The organism is Pseudoxanthomonas sp. PXM02, from assembly GCF_014851805.1.
Classification (GTDB): domain Bacteria; phylum Pseudomonadota; class Gammaproteobacteria; order Xanthomonadales; family Xanthomonadaceae; genus Pseudoxanthomonas_A.
This window is the reverse complement of sequence record NZ_JACVAK010000001.1, coordinates 680963-694597: the sequence shown is the minus strand read 5'-3', so window position 1 is coordinate 694597 and position 13635 is coordinate 680963. Positions and strand designations below refer to the sequence as shown.

Here is a 13635-nt window from a genome sequence, read left to right as displayed (position 1 = left end):
TGGCGCGGCGAAAACCACGGCTTCACTTGGGGAGACGGGTAAAGCGGACGGGGCGGGCCGACCGCCGGTCGGCGGTCCTCAGGGACCGTCGTTCAGATCCAGCACCACGCGGACCAGACCGGAGCCGTCGTTCTCGCGCACGCGCTTGAAGCCCAGCGACTCCGCGAGCGCCAGCATCGGCTGGTTGGTGTCGAGCACGTCGCCGTACAGGCGGTCGAGCTTCTTGGAGCGCGCCCACTTGGCCAGCTTGCGCATCAGGTGGCGCCCCAGGCCTTGGCCGGCGATGAAGTGGCTGACCAGGATCGCGAACTCGGCATCGCGCGTCCGCGCGACCAGGGCCGCGCGCGCCACTGCGCCCACCAGCGCTTCGCCCGGCGGCAGCGCTTCGGCGGCGACCAGTGCGAACTCGGTGTTGGGGTCGGGATGGGTCAGGCGCTGCGCCATCTCCGGCGTCAGTTCCTTCAGCGCATACATGAAGCGATGACGGATCTCTTCCGGACCCAGCAGGCCGAAGGCCCCCTGGATCGGGCCCGCGTCTTCGGGCCGGATCGGGCGGATCAGCAACTCGCGTCCGCTGGGCAGGCGGAAGTGTTCATGCCAGGGCGGAAGGCGTTTCGGCGCAGTCATGAGGGGATGCTCGCATGAAATCCGGAAGGGGGGCGAGGGTCGCGACGCCGCCGGTTCAGGCCCCGTGGCGTTTGCCGCGCAGGCGCGAGACCAGCGTGACCACGGCGACGATCACCGCGCCCGCCAGCACGCCGACGCCGGCATTGAACAGGCTGCCCCACAGCCAGCCGAGCTCGCCTTCCGCGTATGGCTGGATGAAGTGGTGCAGGGTCGGGATGCTGTGGACGAGGATGCCGCCGCCGACCAGGAACATCGCCGCGGTGCCGGCGATGGACAGGAACTTCATCAGGTAAGGCGCGCTGTACAGGATGCCGCGGCCGAAGGCGCGCTTGAAGCGGGCCCAGCCGCTCTCGCGCTTGTCGGCCGCCAGCGCCAGGCCGGCGTCGTCCAGCTTCACGATGCCGCCGACCAGGCCGTACACGCCCACCGTCATGATCGCGGAGATCGCCAGCAGCGTGAGGACCTGCTCGATGAAGGTGCGGCCGGCCAGCGTGCCCAGCGAGATGACGATGATCTCCGCCGACAGGATGAAGTCGGTGCGGATCGCGCCGCGCACCTTGTCCTTCTCGAACGCGACCATGTCGACGTTCTCGTCCTGGATCGCGGCCACGCGTTCGGCGTGGCGCTGGTCGTCCTCGCCCTTGTGCAGGAACTTGTGCGCCAGCTTCTCCACGCCCTCGAAGCAGAGGAACGCGCCGCCCAGCATCATCAGCGGGGTCACCAGCGGGATGTTGTAGCCACGCCCGTGCAGCCAAGTTTCCAGCGCGCTGATCGCCAGCGCCGCGGGCACCAGGATGGCCTTGTTGACCACCGAGCCCTTCGCCACCGCCCACACCACGGGCAGCTCGCGGTCGGCCTTCACGCCGGTGACCTGCTGCGCGTTCAACGCCAGGTCGTCGCCCAGCACGCCGGCCGTCTTCTTCGCGGCCACCTTCGTCATCACGGACACATCGTCCAGCAGGGTGGCGATGTCGTCGATCAGGGCGAACAGGCTGGATCCGGCCATGGAAGGGGTGTCGTCGAGAGGAAGGAGCGGCGATTCTCGCACAGCCCCCTGACGGCGCCGCGTGCGCCGGGTGTCGGGGTCAGGCCGGTTCCCGCAACCATTCGAACCGGTGGCTGGCGCCGGTCTCGCCCAGCGTGGAGGCCAGCACCGGCAGCACCGGCGACACCGCCTGGTCGAGTTGCCAGGGCGGGTTGATCACCAGCATGCCGCTGCCGTTGAGTCGCAAAGGGGAATCGTCGGGACGGACCAGCAGTTCGGCGACGAACGCGCCCTTCGAAGGCAGTGTCGCCGCCTTGCGGAAGAACGGCAGCAGGCTGCGCCGCTGCTTGATGGGGTACCAGACCACGTAGGTCGCCGCTGGCCAGCGTTCCAGCGCATCGCGGAGCGAGGCGATGATCTGCGGGTATTCGGCATCCTGGACTTCGTAAGGCGGATCGATCAGCACCAGGCCACGCGCGATGCGCTGTTCGCCCACACGCGGGGGCAGCAGGGCCTTCATGGCCGCGTAGCCATCGCGTGCATGCACGGCGACGCGGTCGTCGTCGTCGAACACCTCGCGCAGCGCCTGCGCTTCCTCGGGCTGCAGTTCGCAGGCCGCCAGCCGGTCGTGCGGCCGCAACGCCTGCGCGACCAGCAGCGGCGAGCCGGGGTAGGTGATCAGGGCGCCGACCGGATTGTTGGCCACCACCGCACGCAGGTATCGCTCGGCGGCATCGGGCAGGCGCGCGGCCCCCATCAGCTTGAAGACGCCGCCAGCCGCTTCGGAGGTCTTGCGGCTTTCCTGTCCACCCAGCATGTAGCGGCCGCGCCCGGCGTGCGTGTCCAATACGAAGAAGGGCGCGTCCTTGCGCTTCAGCGCATCGACCAGGGCCAACATCACGATGTGCTTGAGGACGTCGGCATGGTTGCCGGCGTGGTAGGCGTGGCGATAATTCATGGCGCGCAGCATATATGCTTGCGCCATGCCACGCGTACTGATTGCCGAAGACGAAACCGCCATCGCCGATGCCGTGCTGTATGCGCTGCGCAGCGAAGGCATCGAGGCCGAACACTGCCTGCTCGCCCGCGAGGTAGTCCCTCGCGTGCGCGCCGGCGGGGTCGACGTGGTGGTGCTGGACGTGGGCCTGCCCGATGCCAGCGGCTTCGATGTCTGCCGCGAACTGCGCGGTTTCAGCGAGGTGCCGGTGATCTTCCTCACTGCGCGCAACGACGAGATCGACCGCGTGCTGGGGCTGGAACTGGGGGCGGACGACTACGTCACCAAGCCGTTCTCGCCGCGCGAACTGGTCGCCCGCGTGCGCGCGCGGCTGCGGCGCGCCCATGCTGCGCCCAAGGCGGAGACGGGCGCATGGCTGGAGCGCGGCGCCTTCGCCGTCGACCGCGACGGCCACCGCATCCGCTTCCGCGACCAGCTGCTCGACCTGACCCGTTACGAGTACGCGCTGCTGGACGCGCTGCTGCAGCGTCCCGGCGCCATCCTCAGCCGTACGCAGCTGATGGACCGCGGCTGGGACAGCGATGCCGACAGCGCCGATCGCACCGTCGACACCCACGTGAAGACCCTGCGCGCCAAGCTGCGTGCCGCAGGTGCCGACCCCGACCCGATCCGCACGCATCGCGGACTGGGCTACGCCATCGAGGCCTGACATGCGGCTTGGGCTGAAGCTCGTCCTCGGCTTCTTCCTGATCGTCGGCATCGCCGCGTTCTTCGTGATGCGTGTGTTCGTCAACGAGGTGAAGCCGGGCGTACGCCAGGCGATGGAATCCACGCTGGTGGATGCCGCCAACATGCTGGCGGAAATGGCGGCCGACGATCTGAAGGCCGGCCACCTCGCCAACGGCGCGTTCGCCGGCAACGTGGCCGAGGCACAACAACGCGATCCCAAGGCCTGGGTCTGGCGTTTCCAGAAGCGATCGGTGGACTACCGCGTCACCGTCACCGATGCGCGCGGCACCGTGGTGTTCGATTCGCAGGGGCGCGATGTCGGTCGCGACAATTCGCGCTGGAACGACGTCTACCGCACGCTGCGCGGCGAATACGGCGCGCGCTCCAGCGCCGAGGTGCCCGGCGACAAGGCCAACACCGTCATGCATGTGGCGGCGCCGATCTACGATCCCGCCGACCGAAGCCGGCTGATCGGCGTGCTGACGCTGTCGCAGCCGAACCGCAGCATCGAGCCCTTCATCGTCGCCAGCCAGCGCAGCATCCTGTTGCGTGGGGCGTGGCTGATCGGCATTTCCGCGTTGATCGGCGTGCTGATGACGTGGTGGCTGGTGCGCGGCATCGGCGGACTGAACCGATATGCGCAAGCGGTCAGCGCGGGCGAACCCGTGCCACCGCCGCGGCCGCGTGCCGACGAGATCGGCGACCTTGGCCGCGCGCTGGAGACGATGCGCCGCAAGCTGGAGGGCAAGGCCTACGTCGAGCAGTACGTGCAGTCGCTGACCCACGAGATGAAGAGCCCACTGGCCGCCATCCGCGGCGCGGCGGAGCTGCTGCAGGAGCCATTGCCGGAAGCCGAGCGCCAGCGTTTCGCCCGCAACATCCAGACCCAGGAACTGCGGCTGACCGAAACCATCGACAAGCTGCTGGCGCTGGCCGAAGTGGAGCAGCACGGCTGGCTGCAGCGCCGCGAGCGCATCGATGTCGCGGCTCTCGCCGATGAGGTGGTGCAGGGCCTGGACGCGAAGCTGACGCCGCATGGCGTCGAGGTGGTTCGCTTGCCGCAGGCGGGGACGTGGGCGGTGGAGGGCGATGCCTTCCTGCTGCGCCGCGCGCTGACCAACCTGCTCGACAACGCCATCGCGTTTTCGCCGGCGGGTAGCACGGTGGAACTGGCGGTCGATGAGTCGGACGGGCAGGTGCGCTTTGTCGTGCGCGACCGCGGTCCGGGCGTGCCCGACTATGCGCAGGAACGCGTGTTCGAGCGCTTCTACTCGCTGCCACGCCCCGATGGCGGGCCACGCAGCTCGGGCCTGGGCCTGCCATTCGTACGCGAGGTCATGCGCCTGCATGGCGGTGAAGCGGCACTCACCAATCGTGCCGATGGCGGCGCGGAAGCGGTGCTTTCGCTGCCAAGGGTGTAGTGATAGTGGATGCCTTCTGCCCGCAAGCGGGGAGAAGGGAAACGAATACACGCTGATCCACTTCACACAGTCTTCAAACAGGCTTCCTGCCCGTTGCACGGAGCCATCCGACGATGCGTCCCGTATCCAACCGGGGCATCGACATGAAGTCATTGAAGTTGCTGTTGCGTTTCCTCACCGTCGGCGGGCTGGTCCTGCTGCTGCTCATTCCGCTGATGATGATCCGCGGCACCATCCAGGAGCGCGAGTCCTACCGACTGCAGGCAGTCGAGCGGGTCGTCGAAGGCACTGCCGGCAAGCAGCGCCTGACCGGGCCGATCCGCGTGGTCCCGTGGACCGAAACCCGCCGTTCCGAGTGGGTGGACGACAAGGGCGTGAAGCGCCAGCGCGAAGAGAAAACCAGCGGCCATCTGCTGCAGATGCCGAAGACGCTGGCCGTGTCGGGCCGGATGAATCCCGACGAGCGCAAGGTCGGGCTATACAAGGTGCGCGTCTACGAGTGGCAGGCCGATCTGCAGGCGACCTTCGATCCGGCCCTGCCGGGCGCGTCGGCGAAGGATGCGGAACGCCAGTACGGCGTGCCTTACCTGGTCTTCGGCGTATCCGACGTACGCGGCGTGGTGGGCGCGCCGGACCTGAAGGTCGACGGCGCGACGATCCCGCTGCAGTCCGGCACCGGTTACCTCGGCGCGCGGATGGACGGCATCCATGCCGATCTGCCGGCGATCAGCGACGGGCGCGTCGCGGGCGACCGCATCGCGATGAAGCTGACGCTGAAAGGCACGGAGTCGTTGTCGGTGGTTCCGCTGGCGGACAACAACCAGATCAGGATCGATTCGGCCTGGCCGCACCCCAAGTTCGAAGGCTATTCGCCTGCCAGCGACGTCACGTCGACCGGGTTCACCGCCAACTGGAAGATCTCCTCGCTCGCCAGCAACGCGCAGAAGCAGTTGCGCGGCGAGGATGGTGGATCGTCGCAGGCGGACCGCATCGTGGAAGGCCGCGTCCTGGCCGCACCGCTGAACGGCAGCGTCGATGCGCTGCACGTCAGCCTGGTGGATCCCATCGATGTGTATACGCAGGCCGACCGTGCCAGCAAGTACGGCATCCTGTTCGTCGTACTGACCTTCGTCGGCTTCGCGCTGTTCGAACTGATCAAGCGCCTGCCGATCCACCCGCTGCAGTATCTGCTGGTCGGCCTGGCGCTGGCGATCTTCTTCCTGCTGCTGCTCAGCCTGTCCGAGCACATCGCCTTCTGGCAGGCCTACCTGGTGTCCGCAGTCGCCTGTATCGGGCTGCAGTTCGTCTACCTGTCCGGTGTACTGAAGAGTTGGGCGCGGGCGGCCGGCTTCGCCACGATGCTGACGATGCTCTACGGCGTGCTCTATGGCCTGCTGGTGTCGGAAGACAACGCGCTGCTGATGGGTTCGCTGCTGCTGTTCGGCATCCTGGCCGCGATCATGTGGGTCACCCGCAAGGTCGACTGGTATGGGCTGGGCACGGAACTGCGCTGAGGCCACGACCATGCTGGATCTCGCCACGCTGCACCGGCGCGCACGCCGCGTGCTGCCCGCACAGATCGATACCCGCCGCGTCGTGCTCGACGCGGCGGGGGAGGCGGGACTGGCGGCGCTACTGCTACCCCTGCGTCACCGTCACCGCGGCAGCATCGTGTTCGAACTGTCCCGCGGCACGCTGTCCGCGCTGCGCGAGGGTTCGTTGAGGTTCCTGCAGGAGGCACGCACGGCCAGGGAAGGCCTCGGGCGACGGAGCGCGCCCCTCGTGTACGACGCCTGGCAACCGGTCGCCGCACGCCCGGCCACCGGTTTCATCACGACCAGTCGCGACCGGCACGCCTGCCTGCGGCTCGACACACGCGGAGGTCTCGCCATCTACGCGTGGGACGACGCGGCGTCCCTTACCCCGATCCACTGAGTTCGCCCCGGCCGGCGGTCTGTCCACGTCTCCATGGAGGGAGCAGGGCAGGCCGCCGGCCACTTCGTGGGTGCGGCATAAGCACATGAGTGCTGGTTATCAGTCAAAAGGTATAAGCGCCACGGAACGGTGAGGTGCGACGCGTAAGCTCGCGGCAACGCTTTCCCGGAGCCTGTGCATGCGCCTTCTTTCCCGTCTCGCGATCCTTGGCCTGTCGTTGCTGGCCTTGCCCGCGTTCGCCGCCGATGTGGCCGCGCCCCGCATCACCGTGATCTACGACGCCTTCGGCGACGATCCTGCGCTGGAGAAGGACTGGGGCTTCGCGGCCCTGGTCGAAGCCGGTGGCAAGCGCATCCTGTTCGATACGGGCAACGATGCGGCGATCTTCGCGCGCAACGTCAAGGCCAAGGGCATCGACCTGTCGCGGCTGGATGCGGTGGTGATGTCGCACCGCCACGCCGACCACATGGCCGGACTGGTCGAAGTGCTGAAGGTCAATCCGCAGGTGCCGGTCTACGCACCGCAGGAAGGTTTCGGCATTTACGGTTCGTCGCTGCCATCCAGCTTCTACCGCAAGGACGCCACGCTGCCGTCCCGCATGCGCTACTACGACGGCGAACCCGCCGAGCGCCTGCAGTTCGGCCGCGCCTGGCCGACCGGCAACTTCAAGCCGCTGGCCGAGACCACCGAGATCGCACCGGGCGTGTGGACGATCGCGGCGGTGTCAGATACGCCGGGCACGCGTGAGCTGCGCGAACTCTCGCTCGCCATCCGCACCGACAAGGGGCTGGTGCTGGTAGTGGGTTGCTCGCATCCCGGCATCGCGAGCATCGTCGATGCCGCCGCGAAGATCGACCCGCAGATCCATCTGGTGATCGGCGGCTTCCACTTCGTCAACGCCGACGACACCGCCATCGCCGGCCTGGCCGATGCCTTGAAGGCGCATGACATCCAGTACATCGCGCCCGGCCATTGCACCGGCGAACCCACGTTCGCCGCCCTGCTGAAGGCGTTCGGCGATCGCTATCTCTACGCGGGCGTCGGTGCGGTGCTGGACTTCGGCAAGGACGGCGTGGCTTCGCGGCCGCACGGTGTCGGCCTGGGCGATGCGGATACCGTGCACTACCGCCTGCTGGCGCAGGACGGCGAGCACGACCACCGGCACGTCGCGCACGCGCACTGAAGCTGGCCCACCGTCATGCCGCTACACTGGCGGCATGACGCCTGCCTACTCCATCGGCCTGTATCGCGGGCCCGAGATCACGCCCTGGCTGGATGACGTGGCGCGCCTGCGCGTGGCGGTGTTCCGCGACTGGCCCTATCTGTACGAAGGCGATCTCGACTTCGAGCGCGACTATCTCGACGCTTACGCACGCTCGGCAGAAAGCCTGTTCGTGCTGGCGATGGATGCGGGGCAGGTGGTCGGTGCCTCCACGGGATTGCCGCTGGTCGACGATACCGAGGCCTTCCGCCAGCCGTTCCTCGACACGGGCATGGATCCGGACGAGGTCTTCTACTTCGGCGAATCCGTGCTGCTGCCGGCCTACCGTGGCAATGGCATCGGCCATGCGTTCTTCGACCATCGCGAAGCGCATGCACGCGCGCTGGGCCGCTTCGCGTGGACCGCGTTCTGCGCAGTGGACCGCGAACGCGACGATCCGCGGCAGCCGGCGGGCCATCGCGGCAACGAGGCGTTCTGGGACAAGCGCGGCTACATGCGCCAGCCCGGTATGACGATGCGCCTGGCATGGAACGAGATCGACCGTGGCGAGATCGACCATGCGTTGACCTTCTGGCTGCGCGGCCTGGAGCCGATGCGATGAAGGTCGCCGTCGCCAAGTACGCCATCCAGTCGCCGGCTGATTTCATCGCCTTCGCTGCGCGGCAGGCGGACGTGCTGGCCGATGCGGCGGTGCAAGGCGCCCGCATCGCGGTGCTGCCGGAGTACCTGTCGCTGGAGTTGGCCGCCACCTTCGATGCGGCTACGCAAGCCGATCTGCACGCCTCGCTGGCGGCGATCCAGCGCTACCGCGACGACTGGCTCGCGCTGTATGCGCGACTGGCGAAGGAACTCGACCTGCACATCGTCGCCGGCAGTTTCCTGCTCGCGCAGGGCGGGGGCCGGTATCGCAACCGCAGCGATGTGTTCACGCCGCAGGGCGCGCACGCGTGGCAGGACAAGCTGCAGCTCACCGGTTTCGAGAAGGGGCTCGGTGTCATTGACGGCGGCGATGCATTGAAGGTGTTCGACCTGGACGGCGTGCGCAGCGGTGTATCCGTCTGCTACGACAGCGAGTTCCCGCTGCCCGTGCGCGCACAGGCCGAAGCCGGCGCGCGCCTGCTGCTGGTGCCCAGCTGCACCGATACCGACGCGGGCGCCACCCGCGTGCGCATCGGCTGCCTGGCGCGCGCGCTGGAGAACCGGATGTTCGTGGCGCAGTCGGTGACCGCCGGCGAAGCGCCGTGGAGCCCCGCGCTGGACCTCAATACCGGTGAAGCCGCGATCTTCGCGCCGATGGACCGTGGCCTGCCTGCCGATGGCGTGGTGGTGCAGACCACCGGCGACCAGGTGTGGGCCATCGCCGACCTGGATCTCGACGCGCTCGACCGCAGCCGGGCCGATGCGCAGGTGGCGAACGATCGCGACTGGGCGGACCAGTTGCAGCCCGCCCTGGTGCGCGCACGCGTCGAACGGCTGGACTGAGCGGCGACGCCGCTCAGCGTTCCCAGCCGAAGACCTCGGCCAGCGGTTTGTCGAACACTTCCGCGATGCGGAAGGCGCACTCCAGCGTGGGCGAATACTTGCCGGCCTCAATCGCCGCGATGGTTTGCCGCGTCACGCCGACGCGCTTGCCCAGGTCGGCCTGTGTCATTTCGCCCGCCAGGAAGCGCAGCGTGCGGATCTGGTTGGTGACGTGGCCCTCAGACACGCAGGCCTCGACGATAGCCGTGGATGATCAGGCCGGAGTGGACGAATTCCGATGCGGCGATCGCCAGCAGCGTGGTGTGCACGATGGTCCAGCCGCCGGTGGTGAAGGGCATCACGCAGCCCACCAGGATGATGCCGGCCATCAGCACGTAGTAGGCGTACATCGATGCACGCGCCTCGATGCGGCGGTCGCGCTCGTCGGCAGGGACCAGGCGGCCCTCTTCGTCGCGCTCGCGGGTCACCAGGTAAGCCACGGCCGCGATGATGCCCAGCGCCCCCAGCGCCATGGCCAGCAGGCCGATGCGCTGCCCCATGTGCAGGGTTGCGACGGCATCGGCATTGACCGAGACGTAGGCGAAGTACAGCGCGAACACGACGGCCAGCGCCGTCAGCCAGACCCAGGCGAAACGTTCCCTCGACAGCATGGTGCTCTCCCCGTTGGTGGTTGGACGGGGAGAAATGTAAGGACTGGCTTACTCAATGTCAATAATGTCTAACATTGAGTTATTGAAACGTAACTCCAAGTTCGCAATGTTTGTCCCGACCTCGGGCTCAGCCCAGCAGACTCACGCCCGGCACCAGCCAGATCGACAGACCGGCCAGGCTGGTCCCGATGGCCGTGGCGGCCAGCACGTCGCTGGGATAGTGCAGGCCCAGCACCACGCGCGACGCGGCGACGCAGGCGGCGAACGGGATCAGCAACGGCGCCAGCACCGGGTAGTGGGCCAGTGCCACCACGGTGAAAGCCACCGCATGCAGCGTGTGGCCGGACGGGAAACTGAATTCGTCCAGCGGCGCGATCCAGGCGCGGATGCGCACGTCGGAGGCGAACGGGCGTGGCCGCCTGGTCCAGCGCTTCAGCGCCTTGTAGAGCGTCAGTGCGATCACGCCGGTGCCGGCCAGATGCGCCGAGGCCGCCAAGCCATCCAGACCGTCCGCCACGATCAGCGCCGCCATCAGCACGTACCAGAACACGCCGTCGCCCAACCGGCTGACGATCGCGAAGAACCGGCGCACGCCGCTCCATTCGCCCCAGCGGTTGGCCCGCAGGCACCAGCCGGTGTCCCGGCCCATCAAGGCATTACGCGGCAGCAACGGACGCATGGTGGCTTCTCCGTGTCAGGGCGAGGTCGGTGAGCAGGGCATCGAAGTCGGCCGCCACCTGGTCCGGATGCAGGCCGCGCATCGCCAGGCTGGCGGCGTGGCCTTGCGTGCGGCGTAGCGCGGCATCCGCCGCCAGGCGCAGGGCGGCGGCCAGGAAGTCGTCGTCGTTCTCCACGGCCGCGCCATGCTGGCCGTCGATCAAATGTTCGCGGGCGGCGCCGTAGTTGAACGCCACGGTCGGTACGCCGCTGGCCATCGCTTCCAGGGTGACGTTGCCGAAGGTTTCGCTGTGGCTGGAGAACAGGAACAGGTCGCCGCTCGCGAAGTGCTTTGCCAGCGCTTCGCCGCGCTGCACGCCGCAGAACAGGAAATCGGGATGCTCCTGCGCCAGGCGCTCGCGCACCGGACCGTCGCCCACCCACACGAATTTCGCCGTCGGCTGCGTCTGCTGGATCGCACGGAACGCGCGGATCGACAGGTCCAGGTTCTTCTCGGCGGCGATGCGGCCCACGTAGATCACCGCCAGATCCTCCGGTCCGATGCCCCATTCGGCGCGCAAGGCGTCATCGCGTTGCGCGGGGCTGAAATGGCGCGCATCGACCGCACGCGCCAGCCGCACCACATGATGGAAGCCCTGCGATTGCAGGAAGTCGGCCAGTTCGTGCGTCGGCACCAGCGTGGCATCGGCGCCGTTGTGGAAGCGGCGCATCCAGCGCAGTGCGGTGTGCTGCAGGAAGCGCACGCCGTAGTCGCGCATGTATTCGTCGAAGCGGGTGTGGAAGCCGGTCGCCGTCGGAATGCCCAGCCGTCGCGCCGCTCGCAGCGCCGACCAGCCAAGAGGGCCTTCCGTGGCCACGTAGATCGCGTCCGGCGGTGAGGCTTTCCATTGCGCCAGCAGGCGGCGCGTGGCGGGCAGGCCGAACTTCAGTCCCGGATACCGCGGCAGGCTGGCACCGCGGACCAGCAGGGTGTCGTCGATGTCCATGCCGTCGCCGGGCTGGCGCGGCCGGATCACGGATACGTCATGGTCACGCTGCCGCAGACCGGTCTCCAACCCTTGCACGGTCAGGGCCACGCCGTTCACTTCCGGCGGATAGGTCTCGGTGACGATGGCAAAGCGCATGCGCGGCTCCACGTTTTGCGCATGCTGGACGCAGGAGGTGTCGCCGGTGTTTCTATTTGGTGACCGGAGGATGACGGCGTACCCCATCGCGGCCCGGTGCATGGAAGAATGTCCGCGGGCTCCGTCGGAGTACGTGGATGAGGCAGGGGTGGAGACAGGCGATCACGCTGGTGCTGGTGCTGGCGCTGACCGCGTCGCAGGCCGGTCCGGACCCGCTGTTTCCACACGCCACCGTGCAGCACTACGAAGTCAAGGGTGGCAGCCTCCGCCAGTTGCAGCGCTCGCTCGAGTCCGACGGCCCCCGCGACGAGGAGGGGCGCGTCGTGCAAGGGCTGACGCGGTGGCGGATCGAGTGGGCGTTCGGTCTGTCAGGTCCCGAGGGACAATGCAGGGCCACCGACGTCCGCGTGCAATGGCAGACCACCGTGACGCTGCCGCACTGGACGCCGCACAGGGGCACGCCGGTGGCGGTGGTCGAGGCGTGGAGCAGATACCTGGAGGCCTTGCGGTCGCACGAGGTCGTCCACTACCGGCACGGGACCCGGGCTGCCGAAGAGATCCGGCGACTGGCGGATACGTTGCCGCCCGGCGACTGCGCTGCGGTGGAGCGCGCATTCAACATCAAGGCCATGCGCGTGATGGACAAGTACCGGACGTTGAGTCGCGCCTACGACGACCGCACGCGGCACGGGGCAACCCAGGGCGTCGTGCTGGACTGAGTGGCCTGCGCGCCACGATTCCGGTGCGCGACGGGCGTCATCCGTTCTTCGCCTTCAGATAAGCGACCAGCGCATTCGCGTGGCCGTGGCCCAGCTTGTGCTCGGTCTTCAAGAAGGCCACCTGCTCCATGTGCTTCAGATCCTTCACGGTCTCCAGCACGGCGAACCAGTGCGTCACGGGCTGGCCGTAGGTCTTCTCGATGGAGGGGAAGTAGGACGCAGGGCCTTTCACTTTGGTGTCGGTGCTCATGGCGGTGTCTGTCCGGCAAGTTGGATGATGGATGGAAGATGTGTGCATCACTTCGCATGCAGCACGAAGGCCGTGCCGCTGCCGCGCAGGCCCGCACTGCAGACGATAACGGTCTCGGCGCTGCCTGCGTCCGCGATACCGCGATGCACGGCCGCCAGCACGGTGTCGAATTCGGCGCGCCTCGCCGGCATGGAGAGGCGCCAGAACACGGCCCAGCGCTGTCCGTTGGGCGACAGCTCCAGCCGCGAAGCAAGACCGGGGACGGAGACCCTGTCGATACAACGACGGGCTTCCTGTTCGTCCGCAAACGACGCGTGGAACTCGAACTCGTAGTGCTCGTCGGGAGGCAGTGCGTAGCGATAGCCCAGCGTCCAGATCCGATGTCGGCGCAGGTACTGGCGATGGATCCGCCAACCCAGGACGGCAAGGGCGGCAACGCCGCTGACGAGAAGGAGGAGATTCATCCGTGTGGATCCTGGACGGTCGCGTGTTTCAACGTGGCCTGCGTACGCGCGGCGGCCCCGCATCCTTGCGCACGCGCGTCGCGTAGGCCGTGTCGACCAGTGCCTTGACCACCGCGGGCGTGGCATTGGCCAGGTCCACGCGCAGGCCCAGCACCTTGCTGCCCCAGAACAGTTTCTCGGTGAAGTCCGGGTACATCGCCAATGCCTGTTCGCGGTCTTCCTCGCCCACGAACACGTGCAGGTGGGTTTCTTCCGGGGGAACGGTCACGAAGATCTTGCCGCGCACATGGAACGACGAATACGTGTGGTGCGGTTCCTCGGTCACCGCGTCGAGCGACAATGCATGGGTGCGGACGGTGGCGAGCTTCATCGGGGACCTCGATCGAAGAAT

Annotated in this window: 18 protein-coding genes; 8 read left to right on the top strand and 10 right to left on the bottom strand. The window is 67.8% G+C overall.

Features of this window, described 5'->3' with window-relative positions; genetic code table 11:
- Positions 1-78: 78 nt before the first annotated feature.
- From IB225_RS03280 to rlmJ, 3 genes are all read right to left on the bottom strand, one after another.
- Positions 79-627, bottom strand: a complete 549-nt coding sequence (locus IB225_RS03280) for a GNAT family N-acetyltransferase (RefSeq protein ID WP_192309698.1) — start codon at positions 625-627, stop codon at positions 79-81.
- Between the two features lie 55 nt (positions 628-682).
- Complete coding sequence (locus IB225_RS03275; RefSeq protein WP_192309697.1) at positions 683-1633, bottom strand: DUF808 domain-containing protein; 951 nt, start codon at positions 1631-1633, stop codon at positions 683-685.
- 79 nt (positions 1634-1712) lie between these two features.
- A complete protein-coding gene (gene rlmJ, locus IB225_RS03270; RefSeq protein ID WP_192309696.1) occupies positions 1713-2570 on the bottom strand; it encodes a 23S rRNA (adenine(2030)-N(6))-methyltransferase RlmJ in 858 nt (285 codons plus the stop codon).
- Here rlmJ and creB point away from each other — a divergent pair.
- From creB to IB225_RS03235, 7 genes are all read left to right on the top strand, one after another.
- Complete coding sequence (creB, locus tag IB225_RS03265; RefSeq protein WP_192309695.1) at positions 2569-3279, top strand: two-component system response regulator CreB; 711 nt, start codon at positions 2569-2571, stop codon at positions 3277-3279. The genes rlmJ and creB overlap by 2 nt on opposite strands.
- A gap of 1 nt (position 3280) precedes the next feature.
- Positions 3281-4720 carry a two-component system sensor histidine kinase CreC gene (gene creC, locus IB225_RS03260; RefSeq protein WP_192309694.1) on the top strand — a complete coding sequence of 480 codons (1440 nt, stop codon included), beginning with the start codon at positions 3281-3283 and terminating at the stop codon, positions 4718-4720.
- Between the two features lie 143 nt (positions 4721-4863).
- A complete protein-coding gene (gene creD, locus IB225_RS03255) occupies positions 4864-6234 on the top strand; it encodes a cell envelope integrity protein CreD (protein WP_192310837.1) in 1371 nt (456 codons plus the stop codon).
- Positions 6235-6244: 10 nt separating this feature from the next.
- Entirely contained in the window at positions 6245-6655 is a 411-nt protein-coding gene (locus tag IB225_RS03250; RefSeq protein ID WP_192309693.1) for a hypothetical protein, read from the top strand.
- A gap of 178 nt (positions 6656-6833) precedes the next feature.
- Entirely contained in the window at positions 6834-7838 is a 1005-nt protein-coding gene (locus tag IB225_RS03245; protein ID WP_192309692.1) for an MBL fold metallo-hydrolase, read from the top strand.
- A 34-nt stretch (positions 7839-7872) separates the two neighbouring features.
- The gene (locus IB225_RS03240; protein ID WP_192309691.1) at positions 7873-8478 is read left to right on the top strand and encodes a GNAT family N-acetyltransferase; all 606 of its coding nucleotides are present in this window, start codon (positions 7873-7875) and stop codon (positions 8476-8478) included.
- Positions 8475-9359, top strand: a complete 885-nt coding sequence (locus IB225_RS03235) for a carbon-nitrogen hydrolase family protein (RefSeq protein ID WP_192309690.1) — start codon at positions 8475-8477, stop codon at positions 9357-9359. Before IB225_RS03240 ends, IB225_RS03235 begins: the two co-directional genes overlap by 4 nt.
- Before the next feature lie 13 nt (positions 9360-9372).
- On the opposite strand, the gene IB225_RS03230 is transcribed toward IB225_RS03235, so the two are convergent.
- The 4 genes from IB225_RS03230 to IB225_RS03215 form a co-directional block, all read right to left on the bottom strand.
- Positions 9373-9558, bottom strand: coding sequence for a helix-turn-helix transcriptional regulator (locus tag IB225_RS03230; protein ID WP_345776589.1), 186 nt, complete (start codon positions 9556-9558; stop codon positions 9373-9375).
- Between the two features lie 19 nt (positions 9559-9577).
- Positions 9578-10009, bottom strand: coding sequence for a DUF2178 domain-containing protein (locus IB225_RS03225; protein WP_192309688.1), 432 nt, complete (start codon positions 10007-10009; stop codon positions 9578-9580).
- A gap of 127 nt (positions 10010-10136) precedes the next feature.
- Positions 10137-10658 carry a phosphatase PAP2 family protein gene (locus tag IB225_RS03220; RefSeq protein WP_192310836.1) on the bottom strand — a complete coding sequence of 174 codons (522 nt, stop codon included), beginning with the start codon at positions 10656-10658 and terminating at the stop codon, positions 10137-10139.
- Positions 10659-10665: 7 nt separating this feature from the next.
- A complete protein-coding gene (locus IB225_RS03215) occupies positions 10666-11811 on the bottom strand; it encodes a glycosyltransferase family 1 protein (protein WP_192309687.1) in 1146 nt (381 codons plus the stop codon).
- A gap of 137 nt (positions 11812-11948) precedes the next feature.
- Here IB225_RS03215 and IB225_RS03210 point away from each other — a divergent pair, with 137 nt between their 5' ends.
- The gene (locus tag IB225_RS03210; RefSeq protein ID WP_192309686.1) at positions 11949-12530 is read left to right on the top strand and encodes a DUF922 domain-containing protein; all 582 of its coding nucleotides are present in this window, start codon (positions 11949-11951) and stop codon (positions 12528-12530) included.
- 37 nt (positions 12531-12567) lie between these two features.
- Here the strand turns inward: IB225_RS03210 and IB225_RS03205 are convergent, their stop codons facing one another.
- From IB225_RS03205 to IB225_RS03195, 3 genes are read right to left on the bottom strand one after another with little or no spacing between them, the layout of a single operon-like run.
- On the bottom strand, positions 12568-12780 hold the full coding sequence (locus IB225_RS03205; RefSeq protein ID WP_192309685.1) for a DUF4287 domain-containing protein: 213 nt from the start codon (positions 12778-12780) through the stop codon (positions 12568-12570).
- 47 nt (positions 12781-12827) lie between these two features.
- On the bottom strand, positions 12828-13244 hold the full coding sequence (locus tag IB225_RS03200; RefSeq protein WP_192309683.1) for a hypothetical protein: 417 nt from the start codon (positions 13242-13244) through the stop codon (positions 12828-12830).
- Positions 13245-13272: 28 nt separating this feature from the next.
- Complete coding sequence (locus tag IB225_RS03195; RefSeq protein WP_192309681.1) at positions 13273-13614, bottom strand: MmcQ/YjbR family DNA-binding protein; 342 nt, start codon at positions 13612-13614, stop codon at positions 13273-13275.
- Between the last annotated feature and the right edge of the window lie 21 nt (positions 13615-13635).

Bases quoted from the DNA above. Each gene is read 5' to 3' on its own strand.
- IB225_RS03280 (WP_192309698.1), bottom strand. From the start codon at position 627: ATGACTGCGCCGAAACGCCTTCCGCCCTGGCATGAACACTTCCGCCTG.
- IB225_RS03275 (WP_192309697.1), bottom strand. From the start codon at position 1,633: ATGGCCGGATCCAGCCTGTTCGCCCTGATCGACGACATCGCCACCCTG.
- creB (WP_192309695.1), top strand. From the start codon at position 2,569: ATGGCGCGCAGCATATATGCTTGCGCCATGCCACGCGTACTGATTGCC.
- rlmJ (WP_192309696.1), bottom strand. From the start codon at position 2,570: ATGAATTATCGCCACGCCTACCACGCCGGCAACCATGCCGACGTCCTC.
- creC (WP_192309694.1), top strand. From the start codon at position 3,281: ATGCGGCTTGGGCTGAAGCTCGTCCTCGGCTTCTTCCTGATCGTCGGC.
- creD (WP_192310837.1), top strand. From the start codon at position 4,864: ATGAAGTCATTGAAGTTGCTGTTGCGTTTCCTCACCGTCGGCGGGCTG.
- IB225_RS03250 (WP_192309693.1), top strand. From the start codon at position 6,245: ATGCTGGATCTCGCCACGCTGCACCGGCGCGCACGCCGCGTGCTGCCC.
- IB225_RS03245 (WP_192309692.1), top strand. From the start codon at position 6,834: ATGCGCCTTCTTTCCCGTCTCGCGATCCTTGGCCTGTCGTTGCTGGCC.
- IB225_RS03240 (WP_192309691.1), top strand. From the start codon at position 7,873: ATGACGCCTGCCTACTCCATCGGCCTGTATCGCGGGCCCGAGATCACG.
- IB225_RS03235 (WP_192309690.1), top strand. From the start codon at position 8,475: ATGAAGGTCGCCGTCGCCAAGTACGCCATCCAGTCGCCGGCTGATTTC.
- IB225_RS03225 (WP_192309688.1), bottom strand. From the start codon at position 10,009: ATGCTGTCGAGGGAACGTTTCGCCTGGGTCTGGCTGACGGCGCTGGCC.
- IB225_RS03220 (WP_192310836.1), bottom strand. From the start codon at position 10,658: ATGGGCCGGGACACCGGCTGGTGCCTGCGGGCCAACCGCTGGGGCGAA.
- IB225_RS03215 (WP_192309687.1), bottom strand. From the start codon at position 11,811: ATGCGCTTTGCCATCGTCACCGAGACCTATCCGCCGGAAGTGAACGGC.
- IB225_RS03210 (WP_192309686.1), top strand. From the start codon at position 11,949: ATGAGGCAGGGGTGGAGACAGGCGATCACGCTGGTGCTGGTGCTGGCG.
- IB225_RS03205 (WP_192309685.1), bottom strand. From the start codon at position 12,780: ATGAGCACCGACACCAAAGTGAAAGGCCCTGCGTCCTACTTCCCCTCC.
- IB225_RS03200 (WP_192309683.1), bottom strand. From the start codon at position 13,244: ATGAATCTCCTCCTTCTCGTCAGCGGCGTTGCCGCCCTTGCCGTCCTG.
- IB225_RS03195 (WP_192309681.1), bottom strand. From the start codon at position 13,614: ATGAAGCTCGCCACCGTCCGCACCCATGCATTGTCGCTCGACGCGGTG.